The 23106-nt window shown below is 42.3% G+C and carries 18 protein-coding genes and 1 pseudogene; 10 read left to right on the forward strand and 9 right to left on the reverse strand.

From position 1 onward, the window contains the following. Positions 1 to 39: 39 nt before the first annotated feature. Positions 40 to 2946, reverse strand: coding sequence for a valine--tRNA ligase (locus LVY74_RS12460; RefSeq protein WP_237815339.1), 2907 nt, complete (start codon positions 2944 to 2946; stop codon positions 40 to 42). A gap of 148 nt (positions 2947 to 3094) precedes the next feature. Here LVY74_RS12460 and LVY74_RS12465 point away from each other — a divergent pair, with 148 nt between their 5' ends. Both LVY74_RS12465 and LVY74_RS12470 read left to right on the forward strand, forming a co-directional pair. Then, positions 3095 to 3781: a hypothetical protein gene (locus tag LVY74_RS12465; protein ID WP_237815340.1), complete on the forward strand. Its 687-nt coding sequence runs from the start codon at positions 3095 to 3097 to the stop codon at positions 3779 to 3781. A gap of 11 nt (positions 3782 to 3792) precedes the next feature. Beyond that, positions 3793 to 4599 carry an SDR family oxidoreductase gene (locus LVY74_RS12470; protein ID WP_237815341.1) on the forward strand — a complete coding sequence of 269 codons (807 nt, stop codon included), beginning with the start codon at positions 3793 to 3795 and terminating at the stop codon, positions 4597 to 4599. A 50-nt stretch (positions 4600 to 4649) separates the two neighbouring features. Here LVY74_RS12470 and adeC read toward each other — a convergent pair whose 3' ends face one another. The 6 genes and pseudogenes from adeC to sdsA form a co-directional block, all read right to left on the reverse strand. After that, on the reverse strand, positions 4650 to 6104 hold the full coding sequence (adeC, locus tag LVY74_RS12475; protein WP_237815342.1) for an AdeC/AdeK/OprM family multidrug efflux complex outer membrane factor: 1455 nt from the start codon (positions 6102 to 6104) through the stop codon (positions 4650 to 4652). Next, positions 6104 to 9283 carry an efflux RND transporter permease subunit gene (locus tag LVY74_RS12480; RefSeq protein WP_237815343.1) on the reverse strand — a complete coding sequence of 1060 codons (3180 nt, stop codon included), beginning with the start codon at positions 9281 to 9283 and terminating at the stop codon, positions 6104 to 6106. Before LVY74_RS12480 ends, adeC begins: the two co-directional genes overlap by 1 nt. Before the next feature lie 12 nt (positions 9284 to 9295). Then, on the reverse strand, positions 9296 to 10549 hold the full coding sequence (locus LVY74_RS12485) for an efflux RND transporter periplasmic adaptor subunit (protein ID WP_237815344.1): 1254 nt from the start codon (positions 10547 to 10549) through the stop codon (positions 9296 to 9298). After that, positions 10536 to 11189: pseudogene (locus LVY74_RS12490) on the reverse strand (phosphatase PAP2 family protein). The gene LVY74_RS12485 and the pseudogene LVY74_RS12490 overlap by 14 nt, the downstream one beginning before the upstream one ends. 181 nt (positions 11190 to 11370) lie before the next feature. Beyond that, positions 11371 to 13416, reverse strand: coding sequence for a site-specific recombinase (locus tag LVY74_RS12495; protein WP_237815346.1), 2046 nt, complete (start codon positions 13414 to 13416; stop codon positions 11371 to 11373). Positions 13417 to 13430: 14 nt separating this feature from the next. Continuing rightward, entirely contained in the window at positions 13431 to 14408 is a 978-nt protein-coding gene (gene sdsA / locus LVY74_RS12500) for an All-trans-nonaprenyl-diphosphate synthase (protein WP_237815347.1), read from the reverse strand. Positions 14409 to 14728: 320 nt separating this feature from the next. Here sdsA and rplU point away from each other — a divergent pair, with 320 nt between their 5' ends. From rplU to LVY74_RS12535, 7 genes are all read left to right on the forward strand, one after another. Further along, the gene (rplU, locus tag LVY74_RS12505) at positions 14729 to 15040 is read left to right on the forward strand and encodes a 50S ribosomal protein L21 (protein ID WP_045792690.1); all 312 of its coding nucleotides are present in this window, start codon (positions 14729 to 14731) and stop codon (positions 15038 to 15040) included. An 18-nt stretch (positions 15041 to 15058) separates the two neighbouring features. After that, positions 15059 to 15316, forward strand: a complete 258-nt coding sequence (gene rpmA, locus LVY74_RS12510) for a 50S ribosomal protein L27 (RefSeq protein ID WP_004899948.1) — start codon at positions 15059 to 15061, stop codon at positions 15314 to 15316. 197 nt (positions 15317 to 15513) lie between these two features. Continuing rightward, positions 15514 to 16209 (forward strand): outer membrane lipoprotein chaperone LolA, encoded by a 696-nt coding sequence (lolA, locus tag LVY74_RS12515; RefSeq protein ID WP_151709078.1) that lies wholly within the window; start codon positions 15514 to 15516, stop codon positions 16207 to 16209. 123 nt (positions 16210 to 16332) lie between these two features. Continuing rightward, positions 16333 to 17106: an RsiV family protein gene (locus LVY74_RS12520; protein ID WP_237815348.1), complete on the forward strand. Its 774-nt coding sequence runs from the start codon at positions 16333 to 16335 to the stop codon at positions 17104 to 17106. Positions 17107 to 17211: 105 nt separating this feature from the next. Beyond that, the gene (serS, locus tag LVY74_RS12525; protein WP_237815349.1) at positions 17212 to 18483 is read left to right on the forward strand and encodes a serine--tRNA ligase; all 1272 of its coding nucleotides are present in this window, start codon (positions 17212 to 17214) and stop codon (positions 18481 to 18483) included. Between the two features lie 55 nt (positions 18484 to 18538). After that, positions 18539 to 19912, forward strand: a complete 1374-nt coding sequence (cysG, locus tag LVY74_RS12530) for a siroheme synthase CysG (protein WP_237815350.1) — start codon at positions 18539 to 18541, stop codon at positions 19910 to 19912. A gap of 35 nt (positions 19913 to 19947) precedes the next feature. Continuing rightward, positions 19948 to 20418 (forward strand): tRNA (cytidine(34)-2'-O)-methyltransferase, encoded by a 471-nt coding sequence (locus LVY74_RS12535; RefSeq protein WP_111894762.1) that lies wholly within the window; start codon positions 19948 to 19950, stop codon positions 20416 to 20418. Positions 20419 to 20434: 16 nt separating this feature from the next. Here LVY74_RS12535 and LVY74_RS12540 read toward each other — a convergent pair whose 3' ends face one another. After that, entirely contained in the window at positions 20435 to 20815 is a 381-nt protein-coding gene (locus LVY74_RS12540; protein WP_237815420.1) for a winged helix-turn-helix transcriptional regulator, read from the reverse strand. A 118-nt stretch (positions 20816 to 20933) separates the two neighbouring features. On the opposite strand from LVY74_RS12540, the gene LVY74_RS12545 reads away from it, so the two are divergent. Beyond that, positions 20934 to 21488 (forward strand): flavodoxin family protein, encoded by a 555-nt coding sequence (locus LVY74_RS12545; RefSeq protein WP_269091375.1) that lies wholly within the window; start codon positions 20934 to 20936, stop codon positions 21486 to 21488. Between the two features lie 68 nt (positions 21489 to 21556). Here LVY74_RS12545 and LVY74_RS12550 read toward each other — a convergent pair whose 3' ends face one another. Then, positions 21557 to 22963: an APC family permease gene (locus LVY74_RS12550; protein WP_237815351.1), complete on the reverse strand. Its 1407-nt coding sequence runs from the start codon at positions 22961 to 22963 to the stop codon at positions 21557 to 21559. Positions 22964 to 23106 lie beyond the last annotated feature (143 nt).

Below are 23106 nucleotides of genomic sequence, written 5' to 3' on the forward strand. Positions count from 1 at the left end.
CCTCAATTGAGGGGATTTTTGAATCAAACTAACAACACGTTAAAGTGCTGCAATCTGCTCCATATTCGCTTTAATCTTCGCTAACTGGTCAGCAAACTCAGCCAATTTCGCTTTTTCACCTTCAACTACAGCCGCAGGTGCTTTTGCCACAAAGCCTTCATTGCCCAGTTTAGTTGCAATTTGGTCATGCTGCTTTTGTACTTTGTCTAAGTCTTTTTGTAAACGACCCAATTCCGCTTTTGGGTCAATTAAACCCTTCATTGGAACGAATACAGATACGTGACCCACAACAGATGAAGAAGACAATGGTGGTTGTTCAGCATCAGCCAAGAATGTAATGCTTTCCACTTTTGCTAAAGCTTTAAACAATGCTTCAATACGGGTGATCTGTGCTTTTTCAGCATCAGTGGTGTTTTGAAGCAACACTGGTAATAAACGCGCATTACCTAAGCCCATTTCACCACGGATGTTACGCACCGCACCAATTAAACCTTGCAGCCATTGCATATCTGCTTCAGCCTGTTCGTTTACACGCTCAGGGTTCGCCACAGGGTACTGCGCAAGCATAATGGTTTCGCCTTGAATACCTAGCATTGGTGCAAGCGTTTGCCAAATTTCTTCAGTCAAGTACGGCATAATTGGGTGTGCTAAACGTAATGATGCTTCCATCACCGCCAATAACACACGACGAACTTCGGCTTTACGCTCTTCTGACACTTCAGCATCGTTCAGCACTGGCTTGGTCAACTCTACATACCAGTCGCAGTATTCATTCCAGATGAAGTCATAAATCGCTTGTGCAGCCAAGTCTAAACGATACGTTGCAAAGGCTTGCTGAACCGCTGCTTCCGCTTTTTGTAAACGGCTGATGATCCACTGTTCAGGCAATTCCCAAAGATCAGGACGCGCTTCGGCACCAATCGTTTGACCTTCAACATTCATCATCACGAAACGGGTCGCGTTCCAGATTTTGTTGGCAAAGTTACGGTAACCTTCAACACGTTTCATATCAAACTTAATGTCACGACCCGTGTTGGCAAGCGCACAGAAAGTGAAACGAACCGCGTCTGTACCGTAAGCTTGAATACCTTCTGGGAATTCTTTACGGGTTGATTTTTCAATCTTCGCCGCTTGTTTCGGGTTCATCAAACCCGTAGTACGTTTTTGTACCAAGGTTTCAAGGTCTACACCATCAATCAGGTCTAATGGATCAAGTACGTTACCTTTAGATTTAGACATCTTCTGACCTTCGCCATCACGGACTAAACCATGGACATACACAGTTTTGAACGGAACTTGTGGCGTGCCATCTTCATTTTTCATGAAGTGCATGGTCATCATGATCATGCGCGCAACCCAGAAGAAGATAATGTCAAAACCAGTGACTAATACATCTGTCGGGTGGAAAGTCTTGAGGAAATAGTTTTCCGCATCTTTTTTGGCATCACCTGTCCAATCTAAGGTCGAGAATGTCCACAGCGCAGAAGAGAACCATGTATCCAGTACGTCTTCGTCTTGGCTCAATGCAACATCAGCAGGAATGTTGTTTTTCGCACGGACTTCAGCTTCGTCACGACCGACAAAGACATTGCCTTGTGCATCGTACCAAGCGGGAATACGGTGACCCCACCAAAGCTGACGTGAAATACACCAGTCTTGAATGTTGTTCATCCATGCCATGTACATGTTGCTGTATTGCTCTGGTACGAACTTGATGCGACCATCTTTCACTGCTTCAATTGCAGGCTCAGCCAGTGGTGCGATTTTTACATACCATTGATCGGTCAATAATGGTTCAACAATCACACCTGAACGGTCACCGCGTGGTGGCTTCAAGGTATAGGGTTGAATTTGGTCTAACCAGCCTTCCGCTTCTGCTTGTTCAACCAATTTTTTACGTGCAGCAAAACGCTCTAAACCAACGTACTCTGCTGGTGCAGCGATGGTTTTAGAAATTTGCTCGCCCGCTTTGGCAATGTATTCAAACTCAGCCAATACTTCGGCATTTTTGTTGAAAATATTGATGATTGGCAATTCACAGCGTTTGCCCACTTCATAGTCATTGAAGTCGTGTGCAGGGGTAATTTTTACACAGCCTGTCCCGAATTCTTTATCAACATATTCATCTTTCACGATTGGAACGGCACGACCTGTAATCGGCAGAATAATGTTCTGACCGACAAGGTGCGTATAGCGTTCATCATCAAGTGCAACTGCAACCGCAGTATCACCGAGCAATGTTTCAGGACGCGTGGTTGCGACAACGATGTGATCTTTACCATCGTGCGTGCGTAGGTTTTTATCTTCAAAGAAATATTTGAAATGCCATAGCGAACCTGCTTCTTCTTTATCTGACTCAACTTCTAGGTCAGACAGCGCAGTTTGCAGTTTCGGGTCCCAGTTCACCAGACGTTTACCACGGTAAATCAAGCCGTCTTCATGCAGTTTTACGAAAACTTCTTTGACTGCATTGGATAAACCTTCATCCATAGTGAAGCGTTCACGAGACCAGTCTACAGAAGAACCTAAGCGACGGATTTGACGGGTAATGTTACCGCCAGACTGTTCTTTCCATTCCCAAACTTTGTCGATGAACTGCTCACGACCCAAGTCATGACGGCTGATATTTTGCGCGGCAAGTTGGCGTTCAACCACCATTTGTGTTGCGATACCCGCATGGTCAGTCCCCGGTTGCCACAAGGTATTTTTACCTGACATACGGTTGTAGCGGGTCAAGGCATCCATAATGGCATTGTTAAAACCATGACCCATGTGCAAGCTACCAGTGACGTTGGGTGGCGGAATCATGATACAGAATGATTCACCTTGCTGAGAGGGCTTAAAGTAGCCTTTCTCTTCCCAAGTTTGGTACCATTTTTTCTCGATCTCGGTAGGATCGTAAGTTGTAGCAATATTCTGAGCGGAATTCGCAGTTGCGTCAGTCATAGTTAACAGATCAAAAGTGCAAAAAAAATTGGTTTCATTGTAGCAAAAAAATCCACAAGATTAAGCTACAAAGCGTCGGCAATCTGCGGCATATCATGCGACAATGTTCAGTTAAGCGATAAATTGGATGTTCGAAGCAGGATTTTCTATGGGGTATGTGGTCAGTTTGCAGGTCAACCCGCAAAGTTATGCAGAGTTTTTGACATTACAGCAGCAGTTCAATGCTGCCACCAAACATAAACTGGCACATGAATTGGGGCAGCTTCTTGCCGATGTTGCCGTACAAATTATTCAACAGGTATTTGTCGATTTGTTGATGCAGCAAAAGCAGCGTGTACAGCGTCCAGAAGGACATAAGATCGCTCAAGAGTCTGAAAAAGTCGTGCAGCATGTGCTCGATGCCTTAAAAAAATATTTACCGTGGTCGGTGGCGCTGCTCAGTAATGCGCGTTTGGCGGGCATTGTTAATTATTTTGCGAAATGTATTGTTGTGGAACAGGATCAGGTGTTTTTACGCTATCCTGTAACCGATGCACTGGTTGAGCAAACTTTAACATTCATTGAAAAGATTCAGGCGGGTGATGCCAGTCAGATCAGTCCTGCTTTTCATGCACTGACTGAAATTATTGACCAAGGGGTGACACATCTGATTCGTATTCCCAAAGAAATGCTTGATTTTAATTTTGTAGTCGATAAAACCTTAAATGGCGTGATTCAAATGACCACGCACATGGGCTATAAGCGTTTGCAGGGACTGGGGAATGAAGTGGATTTACATGTTGCGCCCTATTATATCGATCATTTTCTGAAATTTTTGATTCGTGATACACATTAAACGACAGGTACATGATGAAAGCACAAAATCTGCAAGATCAAGTGGTTTGGGTTACAGGGGCATCTTCTGGCATTGGGCAGGCTTTGGCGATTGCTTTTGCTGAATTAGGTGCGCAACTGGTTTTGTCTGCGCGCCGTGACAGTGAGTTGCAACGCGTCAAAGCATTGCTACCCAATCAAGACCAGCATTTATGTGTACCGCTAGATATTACCAATGCGCTGCAAATTGAGCAGGCTTTACAGCAGGTTTTGGCCGAAAAAGGCAAAATCGACTGGCTGATCAATAATGCAGGTTTGAGTCAGCGTGCATTGATTCAAGACACCTCAATGGAAACTGAACGAAAAATCATGGAAGTGGATTATTTTGCCCATGTGGCTATGACCAAAGCCGTTTTACCGACTTTACTGAAGCAGAAGTCTGGTCATGTGGTGTTTATTTCCAGTGTGGCAGGATTGATCGGAACACAATATCGTGCGACGTATTCGGCAGCCAAAGCCGCGATTCATATGTGGGCAAACAGTTTACGTGCGGAAGTCGCTGCACAGGGGATTGATGTATCTGTAGTGTTTCCTGGTTTTGTCAAAACCAATGTGTCGCTGAATGCCTTGACAGGTAACGGTGAAGCACAAGGTTTTCAAGATGAAGCGATTGAGCAGGGTTTAGATGCCGATGAATTTGCTGAGCAGACTGTAAAAGCATTACTGCAAAAACAGGAATATATTGTGATTGGTGGGCGTAAGGAAAAACTGGGTGTAATGTTATCGCGTCTAGCACCGAGCATTTTGTATAAACAGATTCGTAAAGCGCAAGTGAAATAAGTGAAAATGTAAGAAAGCCCACGTTAACGTGGGCTTTCTTATGGGGAGAATTATTTTTTCTGATTACGTTCGGCACTTGAAGCAGGGTACTTTACTTCATCTGAAGTGTTGGCTTTTACACCACCACCAAGTGTTTTATAAAGTTCAATCTGATTGTTCAGATTGGTTTGTTCAAGTGTCAGTAGACCTTGTGCCGCAGAGTAGTTGGAACGCTGTGCATCTAGTACCGTCAAGTAGTTATCAATTCCTGCACGGAAGCGAGCCGTTGAAAGTTGATAGTTCTTGTTGGTGGCTTGAACCAAGCTGCGCTGTGCTGCCAAACGTTCATTGATATGTGCACGGGTTGCCAAAACGTCATTCACTTCACGGAATGCCATTTGAATGGCTTTTTCATAAGCCGTCAAATACAGCTCTTGATCGACTTTTGAAATTTTGACATTGGTTTTACGTGTGCCCCAGTCAAAGATTGGCAGGTCAAGCGTAGGTGCAAATTGCCAAACGGTTGAGCCTGACTTAAACAAATCGCTCAACTGATAACTCGCAAAACCTGCATTTGCAGTCAGGCTAATGGTTGGGAACATTGCTGCTTTTGCTGCACCGATATTTGCACCTGCTGAGCTAAGTTGGTATTCAGCAGAGATAATATCAGGACGGTTGTTCAGCAAATCACTTGGTAAGCCTGCTGCCAATACTTTCTGTGAGGTAATTTGTTTCACAGTATCGGTTGGCAATAACTCATTCGGAACAATTTTACCAACCAAGACATCGAGCAAGTTTTTGGCTTGTTCGAGTTGGGTCTGATAGTTGCCAACATCACTACGTGCGGTTTCAACAGAAATCTGTGATTGACGAAGTGGCACTTCGCTGTCAATACCCACATCGAAGCGTTTTTTGTTGAGATTATATGATTCTTGCTGTGCTTTGAGGGTTTGCTTAGCCAGTTTGAGATTGGCATTGGCATAGGAATAGCTCACCCATGCCTCAGCGACTTGGCTGATTAGACTGATTTGGGTCGAGTCTTTGGCTGCGCGAGTCGACAGGTAAGTGTCAAGTGCTGCATCTTTTAAGCTACGGACACGTCCCCAAAAATCAAGTTCATAAGAGGTAACACCTAAACCCACTTGATAGGTAGAAACGGTTCTTAAACTTGAGCTGAGTGTTTTACCACGAGCATAGTCAACATCTGTACCCACTGTCGGGAGTTGATTGAGTTCTGTAACACGATATTGCAACTGCGCTTTTTGAATATTCAATGCTGCAGTGCGTAAATCACGGTTATTTTCCAAACTCATCTCAATCACTTGTAACAGGCGAGGATCTGAGAAGTAATCTTTGTAGCCTTGCTCAGCAACAGAAGTTCCTGTTGCTGCTTGCGATGCAAACTGATTTGGAATATCAGGTTTTGCTACAGGCTCAGGCCCGCGCATGCTTTGGCAGGCTGCCAAAGCAAGTGCAAGTGTGGAGACGGCAATGCTACGACCTGTAAGAGACCATATATTTTGCATCACGATTTATGCTCCTGAATGTGCGTATTCTTTGGTTTATATTTAAAGATACTACGAATCCAAACGAAGAATACAGGAATAAAGAAAATACCAAGTAATGTTGAACTGATGACACCACCCAATACACCATAACCAACGGAGTGCTGACTACCTGCGCCCGCACCAGTTGAAATGGCGAGTGGCAAGACCCCAAAACCAAAGGCTAATGTGGTCATTACGATTGGGCGTAAACGCAGTTTTGCAGCATGCATGGTTGCTTCAAACAGTTCTTCACCTTTTTCTTGCAGTTCTTTGGCAAACTCAACAATCAAGATCGCATTTTTCGCGGAGAGACCAATCACTGCAATAATCGCCACTTGGAAGTAGATGTTATTGGCAAGATTCGGGTTTTTCAGAATTAGCAGACCAACAAAAGTCAGGGCTAATGCACCGATCACACCCAATGGAACAACCAATAATACTGAGAATGGTACAGACCAACTTTCATACAAAGCTGCCAAGCATAGGAAAACAATCAGCAATGACAAAGCATATAGATATGGACCTTGTTTGCCAGAATCTTGTTCTTCAAGCGATAAGCCTGTCCATTCGTAGTCAAAGCCTTTTAAGCCCATTGCTGGTAATTTTTGCATAATTTCCTGCATGGCTTGCATCGCTTCACCAGAACTCACACCCGCTGCTGGCGCACCTTGAATGTTCATAGATGATACGCCGTTATAGCGTTCTAGACGTGGTGAACCAAAAGTCCAAGAACCTGTAGTAAAGCTTGAGAATGGAACCATCGTACCTGCTGAGTTACGCACATACCACTTGTTCAAATCTTCAGGCATCATACGGCTTGGTGCATCACCTTGTAGATAAACTTTCTTGATACGACCTTGGTCAAGGAAGTCATTGACATAACTACCCCCCCAAGCAATGCTCATGGTGTTGTTAATATCTGACAGACTCACGCCCATTGCCCCAGCTTTGGCTTGGTCAATTTGAACTTTATACTGTGAAGTATCTTCCATACCATTTGGACGTACAGCCATCAGACGCTTGTCTTGAGAGGCCATACCCAAAATTGCATTTCGCGCTTCAAGTAATTTGGCATGCCCTTGACCATTGACGTCTTTCAACATGAAGTCAAATCCAGAACTTGTACCAAGTTCAGGCATCGCAGGAAGTTGTAATGGGAAGATCATGGATGCATCTTTGATCATGCCATTAAGTGCCATAGCACGACCGACCAAAGCTCCAATTTGGGTGTCTGGTGTGGTACGTTCACTCCAGTCTTTCAGTTTAACGAACTGAATCCCTTGGTTTTGTCCTGTACCTGTGAACGAGAAGCCCGCCACACTAAATACAGAAGCCACACTCGATTTTTCTTTATTTAAGAAATAATCGGTCATGGTGTCCAAAGTTTTGTCAGTACGTTCTAATGAGGCATTACTTGGCAATTGTACCAAAGCCATGACCACACCTTGGTCTTCCTCTGGTAAAAATGCAGTAGGTAATGATTTGAACAAGAAGCCCAATAAACCGATCACAATGGCATAGAAAACCGCTGAAAACACTTTGTTATGTGTCATACGGTTCACGCCATTTTGATAGCGTTGAGACAGCTTGTCGAAACCGCTGTTAAATCCTCTAAAGAAGCGTGCAAAGATACTGTTGCTTTGTGGCTTATTGGGATCATGCTGTTTTAAAACGGTTGCACAAAGCGCAGGCGTAAAGGTCAGTGCGATAATCAAAGAGAGGATCATGGCAGTGACAAGCGTAATTGAGAACTGACGGTAAATCACCCCTGTTGTTCCACTAAAGAACGACATTGGAATAAATACGGCAGTTAAGACGCTGGTAATACCAATCAATGCACCTGTAATTTGCCCCATCGACTTTTCAGTCGCTGTAACAGGATCGAGATGCTCTTCTTGCATCACCCGCTCAACGTTTTCCACCACCACAATTGCATCATCAACTAACAAACCAATCGCCAGTACCATCGCAAACATGGTCAGGGTGTTAATTGAGAAGCCAAACAGGTTGATAATTGCAAATGTTCCTAAGACCACGACAGGTACAGCTAAGGTTGGAATAATCGTCGCACGCCAGTTCTGTAAGAACAGGAACATCACGATAAATACCAAGACAATTGCTTCAATCAGTGTATGAACAACGTTTTCAATCGAAAGTTTAATAAACGGTGTACTGTCAAAAGCAATCGTATCTTTCATACCCGCAGGGTAGTTGGGACGCAACTTCGCTAAAGCCGCTTGGACGTTATTTGCCGTATCTAAGGCATTTGCACCTGTTGCTAAACGGATAGCAACACCACCCGCAGGTTTACCATTGTATTTAGAATCAAATTGGTAGTCTTCTGCGCCAAGTTCAACACGAGCAACATCACCCAAACGCACCTGAGCACCTGAAGTGGTATTTTTCAGAATAATGTTTTTAAACTGATCTGGTGTTTGCAATAAGCTTTGTGCATTCACAGTGGCATTGATGACTTGACCACTCACCGCAGGAGAGCCGCCTAACTGACCTACAGAAACTTGAGTATTCTGCGCTTCAAGTGCCGTGCTGACATCACTTGGAGTCAATTGATAGTTGGTCAGTTTGGCTGGATCTAGCCAAATACGCATCGCATATTGACCACCGAACACTTGAACTTCACCAACACCTGCAACACGGCTAAGTGGTTCAGAAATATGTGAATTTACATAGTCTTTGATGTATGCGCCACTTAAGCTGTCATCTGGTGAGTAAAATGCAACAACTTGCAAGAAGCTTGCACCTGATTTTTTAACGGTAACACCTTGACGTTGTACAGCCTCAGGTAACGATGCGGTTGCAGTCTGCAACTTATTTTGTACCTGTACTTGCGCCATGTTTGGGTCAACACCTTGTTTAAAGTTGACCGCAATCGATACAGAACCGTTTGATGAGCTTTGTGAGCTAATGTAACGCAAGCCATCCAAGCCGTTAAGCTGTTGTTCAATGACCTGCGTAACCGTATTTTCAATGGTTTCCGCAGATGCTCCAGGATATGTTGCTGAAATGGTAATTTTCGGAGGAGCAACTGTAGGATATTGTGCAATTGGCATTTGTGTTAGCGTGATTACCCCCGCTAACATAATGACCAATGCAATCACCCATGCAAAGATTGGGCGATGAATAAAAAAGCGAGCCATTCAATCTACCCCTTAAGCATGGTTTTGTGCTTCATGTTTAGATGCATTTGACTGTTTTGTAGCAGCGGCAGGCGCAACAGGATTGCTTGGTACTGTTGGTGCAGCAGCAGGTGCTTGATAAGGTGTAGCTTTAACTTGTTGACCGACTTTGACTTTCGCAACGCCATCCGCAATCACTTTATCACCTGGTTTTAAGCCAGAAGTCACAATCCAGTTCTGACCTTGTGAGCCTGAGGTTTCAACATTGCGGCTTTCCACAACGCCTTTGGCATTCACGACAAACAGACTCGCTTGACCTGTTGCATTACGAGAAACCGCTAATTGTGGGATCAGGTAAGCATTTGGAACGATACCTTCCACAATTTGTGCAGTTGTATACATACCAGGAAGTAGTAAATGATCTGGATTTGAGAATACAGCACGAATCGTAATACTACCTGTGCTGGTATCTACGCTGGCATCAGCAAATGCGAGATTACCTTCATTGGCATAGGTACTGCCATCTTCGAGTTTGAGTTTGACTTTGGCGTTGTTGCTATTATCTAAGCTGCCTTTTTTCAACTCTTGACGTAGACGCAATAAGTCACTACTTGATTGAGTAATATCGACATAGATTGGATCTAAGCGTTGAATTTTAACCAAAGCATCACTTTGTCCTGCGGTGACAAGTGCACCCGCAGTGAACGATGAACGGTCAGTTTGACCTGAAATCGGTGCGCGAATGGTTGAATATCCAAGATTGATTTGAGCTGTATCTAATGCTGCACGTGCTGCTTCGACTTGAGCTTTGGCAACTTTAACTTCACCCACAAGGTCATCATAATCCTGTTTAGCAACCGCATTAATGCCAACCAATTGGTTATAACGATTCATCTTGGTGGTTAAGCTATTCAAGTTTGCTTCTTGTTGAAGCAAAGATGCTTTAGAGTTTTCTACACTGGCACGGTTAGCACGAGAGTCAATTTGGTAAAGGGGTTGCCCAGCTTTGACATAACTGCCTTCAGCAAATAAGCGTTTTAAAATTACCCCACCTGTCTGAGGGCGAACCTCTGAAACCTCATAAGGCGATGTTCGCCCTGCGAGTTCAACGGTTTTCTCTATATTTTGCGGTTGTGCAACCACTACACCAACTTCAACCATTGGTGCTTGTTGGGAAGCAGCAGCTTGCTGCGCATCCTTTTTGTCATTGCTACAACCAACAAGTGCAATACTTGTTGCTAATGCGCAAGCAGTAAGGGTAGGAACCCAAAGCTTAGCTGACATCATTCTTCCACCTCTTTTAGATTTTTTTCTAAAAATGAAATTGCTTTTTACATTGATGAATTCGTGTGAATCCAAGCCAAATCAGAGCGACCCATAAAAAGCCGATGCCCCAACCTGCCAATACATCTGTTGGATAATGTACGCCTAAATATACTCTGGAAATTCCCATAGATATGAACCAGATAAAAGACATCAGGCAGATGCTACGAGAATATGAATGTTGTTGATAAAGCAAAATTGCAAGACTGGCTAGGGTTGCTGCATAAACACTATGAGCACTCGGAAAAGATGCACCATAGCTATTGACCATATGATAGAACACGGCAGGGCGTGGACGATCAATGTACCATTTAAGAAGCCAACCTAAAACGATACTGCCACTGACTGCCAAAATGATCATAAAGGTTGTTGCATACTGTCGAAGACGTAACCAATAAACACACCAAAGTGTCGTAAAAATTAATACAAAAGGCATGCCACCTAAGTAAGACAAGCTTTTTGCAATAGGATTCAACCACTCAATTCGATGCACACTCAAAACGTTGACAATCTGATGATCTAAGATTTGAGTGTGCATAAAATTCAGTGCACTGACACTGAAAATAAAAAAAACACAGCCAATACAAAGCATTAGATACGGCATGCAGAAACCTAGCAATTTGGATTACCAAACATTGGTATTTTTAGGAAGTAAAGTGTACTTTCCAGTACACTTTTTTTCAAGCCTGAAAATTTATAGTAATTTTATTTCAAGTTTTTTTTAACACTAAGCAAACAAACATAACAAAAAAGCATGACTGAGTCTCTTTGAAAAATCTGAACAATCAACGTTCATTTTTGTTTGAAGTGCTGTTTTCAGCCAAATTTTTCGGTGGCCAGAAGAAATCGATCGGTCGGGTCACAAAATGAGTCACAACTAACTTGGCAAGTGGTTTCCATTGTTCAAAACGAACTTGGCGGGCGCGTAGAGCGACAATAATCGTGAGTGAAAAGCTGACAAATAAGTTGGTGAGTCCAATCAAAAGCACCCCAAAACTTGAAATTAAGATCAAACCTAAATCAGGTGATTCATTAATTGACATTAAGCCTTGAACTAGATTGGCAGAAGCAAATGCAATATGTCGAATGTCTAAGGGTAAACCTAAAATAAAACCTATAGTTCCCATACTTCCGAGCATAAATCCAAACAGAAAGTTCCCTGAAAGCGCACCTAAATTACGTTCAATATAATCGGCAAATTTAAGTTGACGTTTTTCACCTAACCAGCGTTTTAAGCCATGATGTGCTTTAAGTCGAGGGCCAAGTTTGCGATAGATCGCCATATTGTCAAAATAGCCTGCAATTAAACCCGATAAAAACAAGCAGACGCCTGCAATAGCAGCATGCGGAATAGCTAGAGAGGTAAAGGGGTCTAGACTGTGTAATAGCTCGGCTGCTTTGGCATGTTTCAGTAACGGCTCATGTAACACATTTTGCCAAAATAGGGTAATCACTGCCGCAGTGGGAATCGCAATAGAGATATTGCCTAAAATTGCAATAAATTGAGTGCGGATAATATTGACAATTAACTCCGCCAATTCCGCTAACTGTGCGGTACGAGAGCCTTTGCGGTGTTGTACGGTTGCAGCAAGTGCAGCAGCGGTCATAGCAGGTTGTTTTGTAGCAACAGTAAAATGCAGGATATGAATAAAGACGAAACCAAAAGCATAATTGAGGCTATAGCTCAGTGCATGACTAAAGGGTGCAAGACTGAGGCGTGCTAGTAATACTTTCAGAGTCGCCATGAGTGCGATGATACAGCCTGCGCCAGCTGCGGCACGGTACATAGCAAAAAAGCCTTTTTTGTCACTGCTTACATAATGTTCACCTGTTTTGCTTGCATTTTCGGTGACTTGGAAAGCAAGCAATTCGCTGTTTGCTGAAAGCAAAGCTCCTACACTCTTTTCATTATGATTTGCTGTGACTAAATTGGAAATTAGCTCACGGATCGCATCGGCACGGTTATGTCCTGTGTCTTGTAATAATTTTAAAAGTAATTCAAGACGTTCTAGACTTTGCTCAAGTACAGTCAATAAATAGGTCAGATTTAGACTAACGCCGATACGTTTTGTTGCTTTACGGATATTGGCGACAATGGTTTTACATTGTTCAATCATCACAAATGCTGGTGCTGCATCGGGTGGACTATAGACACTGACCTGATTGGCATGCAGTAAAACTGCATTAAACTTATCAATAAAACCGACAATTTCTCGGTTTTGGGCAATAAAAGGAGACTCATACTCGGTCAGTTTGGGTTCTGCATAAATCAGTTCAGGAAATAAACCAATCCCACTAATCCGATAGCTCAACACATTAATTGCTTTAATGAGATCTAGCTTTAAATTTTTTTTCTGTGTTTGATGTTGTTGATTACCATTAAAAAGTTGAAAAAATCTTCGCCATTGCTGAATTTCAATTTGCTCTAACCAATAGCGGTCAGTAGGAAGATGAAAGACTTTTTCTAATAAATTCTGTAATTGGGTCTGATCATTCAGAGGGGGTAAAATGTGTGAAACAAAGCGTTGTCCAAGCTGATTCCAAAAACCATCTAAAGATAGAATACCGCTATCGGCGTATAATTTAGTTTGATGATATTGTGTCATCAAGCACAATAAGTATTGTTGTAGTGCAATAATACTTTGTGGTGTTTGTAGCAAGGCTTGAATTAGACAATCAAACTTACTGCGCGCTTCGATGGGATCATGTGGTTGATCGGGACGTAAATAATCAACTAAATCAATGAGCGTTTGTTCATGTACAGCAGTTTGTGGAGACTCAAACTGCTGCTGTAGAGAAATGAGAATTTGGCTAATGGCTTGTTGGGTCATCTCAACATAATCTATTATTGAATGCGATCCAGCGCCATATTTGCCAAGTTAAGTAATGCCTGACGGGCAACACTGTCTGGTAAGATGGCTAACGCATCAATCGCAAGTTGGGTTTCTTGCTGCGCACGTAAGCGACAGTAATCTAAAGCCCCAGAATTCTGCACAATACGAATCACATGCTCTAAATCAGCCAAACCACCTGTGGCGATACTTTTACGAATAATTTCATGTTCTTCGCCTGAGGTTTGGCTTAATGCTGAGATTAATGGCAAAGTTGGCTTACCTTCCATTAAATCATCGCCGATATTTTTACCTAATGTTTCAGCATCGGAGGTATAGTCCAAAATATCATCAATAATTTGGAACGCATTTCCAAAGTGTCCTGCATAAGTTTTAAGTGCCTGACGGTATTCTGATTTGCCCGCCAAAATCGCAGCACCTTCGGTTGCCAACTGAAATAAACGCGATGTTTTACCATGAATGATATTGAGATAGGTTTCTTCAGTTGTGTCAGGTTGATGCTGTGCTTGTAGTTGCAGAACTTCACCCTCAGCAATTTCGCAGGTACCTGTAGAGAAGTCTTTTAATAAGGTCATATTATTAAGATCGACCAATAGATCAAAAGAACGAGCAATCAGAAAATCACCGACCAACACTGCTGTTTGATTATTCCAAGTTGCATTGGCTGTTGGACGACCACGGCGCAAATTAGATTCATCGACTACATCATCGTGCACTAAAGTTGCTGTATGTAACATTTCAATGACTGCAGCGAGACGCTGAGTCCGAGTCAGGTCAGTTTCACCACAGGCTTGGGCAGCCAGTAAACACATAATCGGGCGCATACGCTTGCCGCCAGCTTCGACAACGTGTTTGCTTACGGACATGACCAAAGCGACTTTTGAGCTAATACCTTCATTGATAAATTTATCCATTGCAGCAAAGTCAGCAGCAACGGGGGCGAGAATATCTTGCTTAAAATCGATGGCCATAAACATAAAACCTGAAATCTATTTAAAACGCTTTTTACTGCCAGAAGCACCTGAAAATGGTGCGACGGAAAGCCTGTTTTATACCATAAAATAGAAGTTTTTCTTACTTCTAGGATTTTTATTTATAAATAATAATAAAAAAAACAATAAAAACAACAAATTGAAATAAAAATACTTTTTATATTTAAAAATAAAAAAGCCCACTTGTTGTTTGTATGTTTTTTACTTAAAATACTAGCCCTTTATATCCCCAGTGGCGTTCGTTTTAAGATCGATTATCCCTGATCGACACGACGACACGGGCTTGGTTGGAGTACATTATGTACGCAGTAATCCAAAGCGGTGGTAAACAGCACCGTGTGGTTGAGGGTGAAACCCTTAAAGTAGAATTGTTAAAAGCTGAAACTGGTTCAACTGTTACATTTGACGATGTACTTATGGTTGTAAACGGTGAAAGCATCCAAATCGGTGCTCCAGTTGTTGCTGGCGCTAAAGTAACTGCAGAAGTGGTTGGTCATGGTCGTCACGACAAAATCCGCATCGTAAAAATGCGTCGTCGTAAACATTACCGTAAACAACAAGGTCACCGTCAATGGTTTACCGAGTTGAAAATTACTGGTATTTCAGGCTAATCACGAGGAGTAAGAGACATGGCTCACAAGAAAGCCGGTGGTTCGACACGTAACGGTCGTGATTCAAACCCAAAAATGCTAGGTGTTAAAGCTTACGGTGGTCAAACTGTAACTGCTGGAAGCATCATCGTTCGTCAACGTGGTACTGAGTTCCACGCTGGTGCAAATGTTGGTATGGGCCGCGACCATACTTTATTTGCTACTGCTGACGGCGTAGTGAAATTCGAAGTGAAAGGTCAATTTGGCCGTCGCTACGTAAAAATTGAAGCTGTATAAGCTTTAATAAAAAAAAGCCTGCATTTGCAGGCTTTTTTTATAATTAAATTTTTCATATTTTATTCATAAGTAGAGCAAAACTCACAAACAGTGGGCATAACAAATACAAAATTGCTTATATTCTCCATTCTTAGATGGCATGATCTAGAGTAGTATGGCAAACAATTCAACTGTATTTAAAAGAAAAAGGTGAATCAATGAACATGCTTCGTAAAACATTTTGTGCTGTGGCACTTGGTGCCGTGACTTTGGCTCCAGTAGTAAGTACAACGGTTTTCGCAGCACCCGTCGCTGCTTCACAACAAGAGGCAACACAACATTTAGTCAGACAATTAAGTGGTTTGCACAGTTTAAGTGCTAACTTTGAACAGACCACCAAAAGTAACGGCAAGAAAACCGTACAAAAAAAAGGTTTAACCGCACAGCATCTCAATCAGACATTCCGTGGTGTGATGAAAGTCGAACGTCCTGGCAAATTTTTCTGGGAAACAACAGCACCGTCTAAGCAAACGATTGTAACAACAGGAAAAACAGTTTGGATTTATGATCCAGATTTGCAACAAGCTGTGCGTCAAAGCCTGAGTGATCAAGTGGCGAATACACCTGCATTACTTTTGTCAGGCAATACGAATCAGATTATGCAATCTTATCGAGTGAGTCAGCCAGACCGTAGCAAAACCTATTACACATTGACCCCGAAAGCCAAAGATAGTGCATTCCAAAATCTAACGATCAGTTTTGGTGCGAATGGTGCGCCAACCTTAATGATTCTGAATGACTCTTTAGGACAAACAACCACAGTTCGTTTTTCAAATGCGATAAAAAATGCCACGATTCCAGCATCGACCTTTAACTTTACGCCGCCTAAAGGAACAGACATCATTGATCAATAATGGTGTTTTAAAATCAAAAAAAAACCTGCCAAGTGCAGGTTTTTTTTGTTTAGCAAGAATGCAACATAGTTGTGAGCTGAAATCACCTATAGTGACAAGAGTGCTGAATGTGATGGAAATGCAATGTTGAAAAATAAGCCAAAACAATTAGGTGGTATGATTGGATTGTTGCTCATGATGAGCCTAACAGCTTGTCATGAGGGAAGTTCAACACAACAACAAACACAAGATGCATCTGCACCCAGTCAGGCTCAAAGTAAACAGCAAGATCTTCCTTTGATTCAAGCAAAAACTCAGCCGATTGTTTTACCTAAAGTTGAAGTGTGTGAAAAAGACGAATGTACGGCTTATCAATTGGCTACAGTGAAAACCAATGTAGACTGGATTGATCAGTTCTTTTTGAAACGACTACAAAAAGACCTACCTTTAGCATTTAATCCACCTGCATCTGAGCCAACGGTGAGTCAGGCAGCTCATTTAACACAAAGTTCGAATACCTATACTGTGCGTTATTTGGGGCAAAATGCCAACATGGCGTCTTTTGTGATTGAGTCTGAAACCTATAATCAAGGTGCGGCCCACGGCATGTATCACAAGGAATATGTGATTTTTGATTTAAAAACCAAAAAACGCATTATGGTTGACGATCTGTTACAAACTCAAGTTCAGCAAAAACTTATTAATGCCTTATATGAAGCCAATCAAAATTGGTTGACTCAGCATCAAGTGTCTAAAGATAAGTTAGAAATTACCGATAACTTCTATTTTGGTGTGCATGGAATCGTTTTTGTGTATCCACTGTATGAATTAGCACCTTATTCAGACGGAATGACGGAGTTAACGCTGCCATATTCACAGGCAAAAGGTTTGATTCGTTCCGAATACTTACCGAAATGAACTGAGCACATCACATGCTGCTGCATGATTCATCACAGGTGACTGTATTTTTTAGAATGAACCGCTTACACTATACCCAGTCTATTTTATGCAATTTGATTGGTTATGATTGACCCGAAATTACTGAGAAATAATATTGAGGCGGTAAATGCAGCGCTTGCCAAACGTGGTGTTCAACTGAATGTTGAAGAATGGGCGGCTTTAGAATCTCGTCGTAAACAAATTCAGTCGAACACTGAAAACTTACAAGCAGAACGTAACGCAGGCGCTAAACAAGTCGGGCAAATCAAAAAAGCGGGTGGCGATGCCTCCGAAATCATGACCCGCATGCAAGCCATTTCTGATGAAATTAAAGCGGCTGAACTTGAGCTTGCTGAATTGCAAAATGAAATCGAGCAAAAAGCCTTGTCGATTCCAAACTTGCCCGATGAATCTGTGCCAAATGGTAAAGATGAAAGCGATAATGTCGAAGTCTATAAGTGGGGTACACCTCGCGAGTTTGATTTTGAAATTAAAGATCATACTGACCTAGGCGAGTGGATGGGTGGTTTAGAGTTTGAAACGGCAACCAAATTAACAGGTTCACGTTTTAGTGTACTCAAAGGGCCACTTGCTCGTTTACAACGTGCTTTGACCCAGTTCATGCTCGACACACATACCCTCAAAAATGGTTATACCGAAGCGTATGTGCCTTATTTGGTGAATGCTGATACTTTACGTGGTACAGGTCAATTGCCTAAATTTGAAGAAGATTTATTCAAATTAAAAGGTGAGAAAGAATATTACCTGATCCCAACAGCAGAAGTGCCAATCACTAACTTTGTTCGTGATGAGATTATTGATGCAGATCGCTTACCACTCAAATACACGGCGCATACCCCATGTTTCCGTAGTGAAGCAGGTTCTTATGGACGTGATACACGTGGTCTAATTCGTCAGCATCAGTTCGACAAAGTTGAAATGGTGCAAATTGTTAAGCCTGAAACCTCGATGCAAGCCTTGGAAGAATTGACTTCACATGCCGAAGGCATCTTGCAAGCATTGGGTTTGCCGTATCGCAAGATCGTTCTCTGTGGTGGTGACATGGGCTTTGGTGCAACCAAAACTTATGATCTAGAAGTTTGGGTGCCAAGCCAAAACACGTATCGTGAAATTTCAAGCTGCTCAAACATGGGTGACTTCCAAGCACGTCGCATGAAAGCACGTTACCGTGTCGATCAAAAGAAACTTGAATTGGTTCATACTTTAAATGGTTCAGGTTTGGCAGTCGGTCGTACCTTATTGGCTGTGATGGAAAACTATCAACAAGCCGATGGTAAAATTACTGTTCCTGAAGTTTTACGTCCATATATGGGCGGTACGGAATATATTGATTAATTTCGTGCACGATTCTTGCTTGAACACGATCAGATAAAAGGACTAGAGGTTTGCTGTGGAAATTTTCCCAATTTCACTTAAGTTGCAGCAGCAACGCTGTTTGATCGTGGGCGGTGGGCGAATTGCCTACCGCAAAGCGGTTTTGTTACACAAGGCAGGGGCAATCATTGATGTGGTTGCACCTGAAATCGATGCTAATTTGCTTGAGATCGTCGAGCAATCTTCAGGACAGTTCTTACAGCATCCATTTACTGAAAATGATCTGTTGCATCCTTATCGTTTGGTGATCGCAGCCACCAATGTTCCAGAAGTCAATCACCGTGTATTTACTTTAGGTGAACAGCACAATTTGCTGGTTAATAGTGTCGATGATATTCCGCACTGCCGTTTTATGATGCCTGCCATTATTGATCGTTCGCCTTTGGTGGTTTCTGTCGCTTCAAATGGTGCATCTCCTGTACTCTCTCGTCAGCTCCGTACACAAATTGAAGCTTTACTGCCACATGCTTTAGGTAAGCTTGCCCAATTCTCAGGACATTGGCGTAAACAGGTCAAAGAAAAAATTCCGAACCCTGACCAACGTCGCGTGTTTTGGGAAGATTTGTACGCAAGCCCACTCAAAGAGCAAGTCTTTAATGATAATTTGGATGTCGCTGATCAAATGCTGCAACAGGCATTGGCTGAGTGGACTGCACCCAAAGGTGAAGTGTATTTGGTTGGTGCAGGGCCTGGTGATCCAGAGCTTTTAACCCTTAAAGCATTACGTCTTATGCAGCAAGCGGATGTGGTGATTTATGATCGTCTGGTATCTAAACCGATCTTGGATTTGTGTCGCCGTGATGCTGAAAAGGTCTATGTGGGTAAAGCACGCTCTAACCATAGTGTGCCGCAGGATGGAATTAATGCGCTCTTGGTACAATATGCTCAGCAAGGCAAACGTGTCTGTCGCTTAAAAGGTGGAGATCCCTTTATTTTTGGCCGTGGTGGCGAAGAAATTCAGGAACTATTTGCAGCAGGTGTGCCATTCCAAGTCGTACCAGGGATTACCGCAGCTTCTGGTTGTTCTGCGTATGCAGGGATTCCGCTTACACATCGTGACTATGCACAAAGTGTACGTTTCCTGACGGGTCATTTAAAGGAGGGTTCACCAGAACTCCCTTGGAATGAACTGGTTTATGAAAACCAAACCTTAGTACTCTATATGGGCTTGGTTGGATTGGAAAAAATTAGTCAAGAACTGATTGCACATGGTCAACGTCCAGATATGCCTGTGGCGCTGATTTCCAAAGGTACTACGCCAGAGCAAAAAGTATTGGTCGGAACACTGGCTGATATTGCCAGTAAAGTCACTCAATATGAAATTCATGCACCGACCCTGACAATTATTGGGGAAGTGGTGCGTTTACGTGAACAGTTACAGTGGCAATAGTCGCTATAACCCACTAGATAAAGTCGAGAAATGTTGTGATTCATGTGGTTTTGTACGAGCCTGAAATTCCAAGCAATACAGGAAATATTATTCGTTTATGTGCCAATACAGGTGCTCAGTTACATCTGGTCAAGCCATTGGGTTTTGAGCTTGATGATAAGAAATTAAAGCGCGCTGGTTTGGACTATCACGAATATGCTCGTATGAAAATTTGGGATAATTTTGAGCAATGCCTTGAGAACTTACACAGTCAGGGCATTGAGCATATTTTCCCACTGACCACGAAAGGTTCAGCAACACCACATACTGTGGATTTGAATCGTCCTGTGGCGTTGTTGATGGGGCCTGAAACACGTGGTTTGCCTGAGCATGTCCGCTTGATGTTTCCACAAGAACAGTGGATTCGTTTACCCATGGCAGAAAACTCTCGTAGCTTGAACTTGTCTAATGCGACAGCTGTCATTGTCTATGAAGCTTGGCGTCAACAAGGTTTTAAACCACTCTAATAGATTGATTTCTCAATCAGGCTTCGGCTTGATTGAGCGCATCATAACGTTGTTGTGCTTCTAGCACATGTTCAATATTCAGTTCTGCCCATTCCTTCATTTTGTATGCGGTTTTTGCAAAATCCCAGCCAAACTCAGTCAGTGAATATTCCACTCGTAATACAGCTGTTTCGATTACTTTACGTTGAATAAAACCATCACGTTCTAGCTTTTTGAGTTTTTGTGACAAGACTTTCGGTGAGATACCTTGAATGTCTTTTTTGAGTAAATTGAAATGTTTTGGTTGTTGTTTTAGGTCATTCATGATCAGTAAGACCCATTTATCTGCCAAAGTTTCAAAAAATAAACGAGCAGGGCAATCTTGCTGATATACATTATAGCAAAGGGCTTGATTCATCATTTTACCTCAAGTGGCAGTAAATTAAGTATCTAGTTACTACTAGGTAACTAATTGACAGCTAGTTTCTAAAATATATTATAGAACGATTCTTTGATAAAAAAATAGGTTAATCCTCATGGCAAAAGTAGCAGTGGTTTATTTTTCTGGTTATGGTCATACAAAAGTCATTGCAGAAACCTTTGCAAATGAAATTGCAGCACAACTGATTGCAATTGATGCAAATGGTGATATTCAGGAAGCGGATTGGGAAACTTTAAACCAAGCCGATGCGATTGTATTTGGTGCTCCGACCTATATGGGAACAGCGCCTTGGCAGTTTAAGAAATTTGCAGATGCGACTTCAAAAGCGTGGTTCACTCAAGCTTGGAAAGATAAAGTATTCGCAGGTTTTACCAATAGTGCGAGTTTCAATGGTGATAAACAGGTGACCTTGATTCAACTGCAAACACTAGCATCACAGCATGGCGGTCTTTGGGTAAGTTTAGGCTTGTTACCTGCCAATACAAAAGCTGCAACGCGTCAAGATATCAATAACCTAGGTGGTTCAGTGGGTCTTCTAGTACAGTCTCCAGCAGATGCAAGTGTAGATGAAATTCCATCAGGTGATTTAGATACTGCAAAAGCCTATGCAAAGCGTGTTTTAACGATTACTGAAAAGTTAGTGGGCTAATTCAAAGCTCAAGCTCAAAAATGAAAGCAATAAAAAACCAGCCTAGTGCTGGTTTTTTATTGGATGACTTAGTCGTGTTTATATTGTGGTGGTGGAATTTTAAAGCCTTTGGTTTTATAGCCAAGGAATAAAATACCGATTACAGCCCACACAAGACCCCATTGCAATGCAGTATGGTTAATCTGAATCCACAAAGCACCGATTGAAACAAAGCCTAACATTGGAATGACCAAGTAGCGCCAAATATCAGCTGGGGTTTTAGTACGACCTTCACGTAATACATATTGTGAAACCACGCAGAGGTTTACAAAACTAAATGCAGTGAGCGCACCAAAGCTAATCAAATTGATGACATGGTCAAGATCGGTGAAACCCGCAGAAAGTGCGATTACACCCACCAAAATGATGTTGAATGTTGGTGCATTGCTTTTTGAGCTGAGGTGCCCAAAATATTTTTTGCTAAAAATACCATCACGACCCATCACATACATAAGACGAGAAACACCTGCATGCGCAGAAATTCCTGATGCCATTACAGTCACAATAGCAAATGACAAAATCACAGATTTGAACATTTCCCCACCCACAATTCGTAAGATATCAGGTTGGGTTGCATCGACATCAGAGAAATATTGGGCTGGATTACCAGGAAAATAGAGCTGCATAAAGTAAGTTGCAACAATAAAGACTACGCCCGCAATGAGTGCAGTCAAGAAGATTGCTTTTGGCAATACTTTATCTGTTTCATGGGTTTCTTCAGCCAAAGAGCTTAATGCATCAAAACCTGTGAATGAGAAACATAAAATGGTAGCACCAGAAATTAATGCACCTAGTTTGGCGTTGTCGCTCCAAAAAGGCGATGCTGAGACTAGAGTTCCATTATTTGCTGTAGACAATCCCATTGCGTTTTGTGCAGTATGCCCTAGAGATAAATCTTTGATAATTAAGAAAACAAAGATAGCAATCACGAGCATTTGGAACAGGACAATCAAACCATTGAGATTGGCAACAAACTTAATACCACGTAAGTTGACCCATGTCATGAGTGCAGTTAGACCAATGACCCAGACCCAATGATTGACACTTGGGAACATGTCCGTCAAATAAATGACAGCCAGTAAAATATTGACCATTGGGCTAAGAATATAGTCGAGAAGGGAAGACCAACCCACCATAAAGCCTGCATTTGGGTGTACAGCGCGTTGCACGTAAGTATAAGCTGATCCAGAAGATGGATAGCGTTTAATCATATAGCCGTAGCTCAGCGCTGTGAATAGCACTGCCAGCAAGGCAACAAAATAAGAAGTGGGCACATGTTGAGCACTGGCTTCAGATACCATTCCGAAGGTATCGAATAAAGTCATTGGTTGGATATAGGCAAGGCCTATAACAATGACATGTCCCAACAAAAGTGATTTTTGCAGTTTCGCTGCCGATGGAGTCCCAGAAGAATTTGTCAACGGCGTTATCCTCATTATCGTTGATCAAGGATCAGCTATCATTTTTAGGATCGTTTAGGACGAACGATCCCCCCATATTTTTAACAAAGAGCGCAACTTTATCGTAAAGTGATACAGGTTGTCAGTAATTAATTTCAGTATTCCTTTAGCAATTTCTC

Origin of the sequence: Acinetobacter sp. ME22 (assembly GCF_022012315.1) — a bacterium.
GTDB lineage: Bacteria > Pseudomonadota > Gammaproteobacteria > Pseudomonadales > Moraxellaceae > Acinetobacter > Acinetobacter brisouii_A.

Coding starts and splice junctions, on each gene's coding strand:
- rpmA (WP_004899948.1), top strand. CDS start 15,059: ATGGCTCACAAGAAAGCCGGTGGTTCGACACGTAACGGTCGTGATTCA.
- serS (WP_237815349.1), top strand. CDS start 17,212: ATGATTGACCCGAAATTACTGAGAAATAATATTGAGGCGGTAAATGCA.
- adeC (WP_237815342.1), bottom strand. CDS start 6,104: ATGCAAAATATATGGTCTCTTACAGGTCGTAGCATTGCCGTCTCCACA.
- sdsA (WP_237815347.1), bottom strand. CDS start 14,408: ATGGCCATCGATTTTAAGCAAGATATTCTCGCCCCCGTTGCTGCTGAC.
- LVY74_RS12495 (WP_237815346.1), bottom strand. CDS start 13,416: ATGACCCAACAAGCCATTAGCCAAATTCTCATTTCTCTACAGCAGCAG.
- LVY74_RS12545 (WP_269091375.1), top strand. CDS start 20,934: ATGGCAAAAGTAGCAGTGGTTTATTTTTCTGGTTATGGTCATACAAAA.
- LVY74_RS12520 (WP_237815348.1), top strand. CDS start 16,333: ATGTTGAAAAATAAGCCAAAACAATTAGGTGGTATGATTGGATTGTTG.
- LVY74_RS12540 (WP_237815420.1), bottom strand. CDS start 20,815: ATGAATCAAGCCCTTTGCTATAATGTATATCAGCAAGATTGCCCTGCT.
- LVY74_RS12550 (WP_237815351.1), bottom strand. CDS start 22,963: ATGAGGATAACGCCGTTGACAAATTCTTCTGGGACTCCATCGGCAGCG.
- LVY74_RS12460 (WP_237815339.1), bottom strand. CDS start 2,946: ATGACTGACGCAACTGCGAATTCCGCTCAGAATATTGCTACAACTTAC.
- LVY74_RS12485 (WP_237815344.1), bottom strand. CDS start 10,549: ATGATGTCAGCTAAGCTTTGGGTTCCTACCCTTACTGCTTGCGCATTA.
- LVY74_RS12470 (WP_237815341.1), top strand. CDS start 3,793: ATGATGAAAGCACAAAATCTGCAAGATCAAGTGGTTTGGGTTACAGGG.
- lolA (WP_151709078.1), top strand. CDS start 15,514: ATGAACATGCTTCGTAAAACATTTTGTGCTGTGGCACTTGGTGCCGTG.
- LVY74_RS12480 (WP_237815343.1), bottom strand. CDS start 9,283: ATGGCTCGCTTTTTTATTCATCGCCCAATCTTTGCATGGGTGATTGCA.
- LVY74_RS12465 (WP_237815340.1), top strand. CDS start 3,095: ATGGGGTATGTGGTCAGTTTGCAGGTCAACCCGCAAAGTTATGCAGAG.
- rplU (WP_045792690.1), top strand. CDS start 14,729: ATGTACGCAGTAATCCAAAGCGGTGGTAAACAGCACCGTGTGGTTGAG.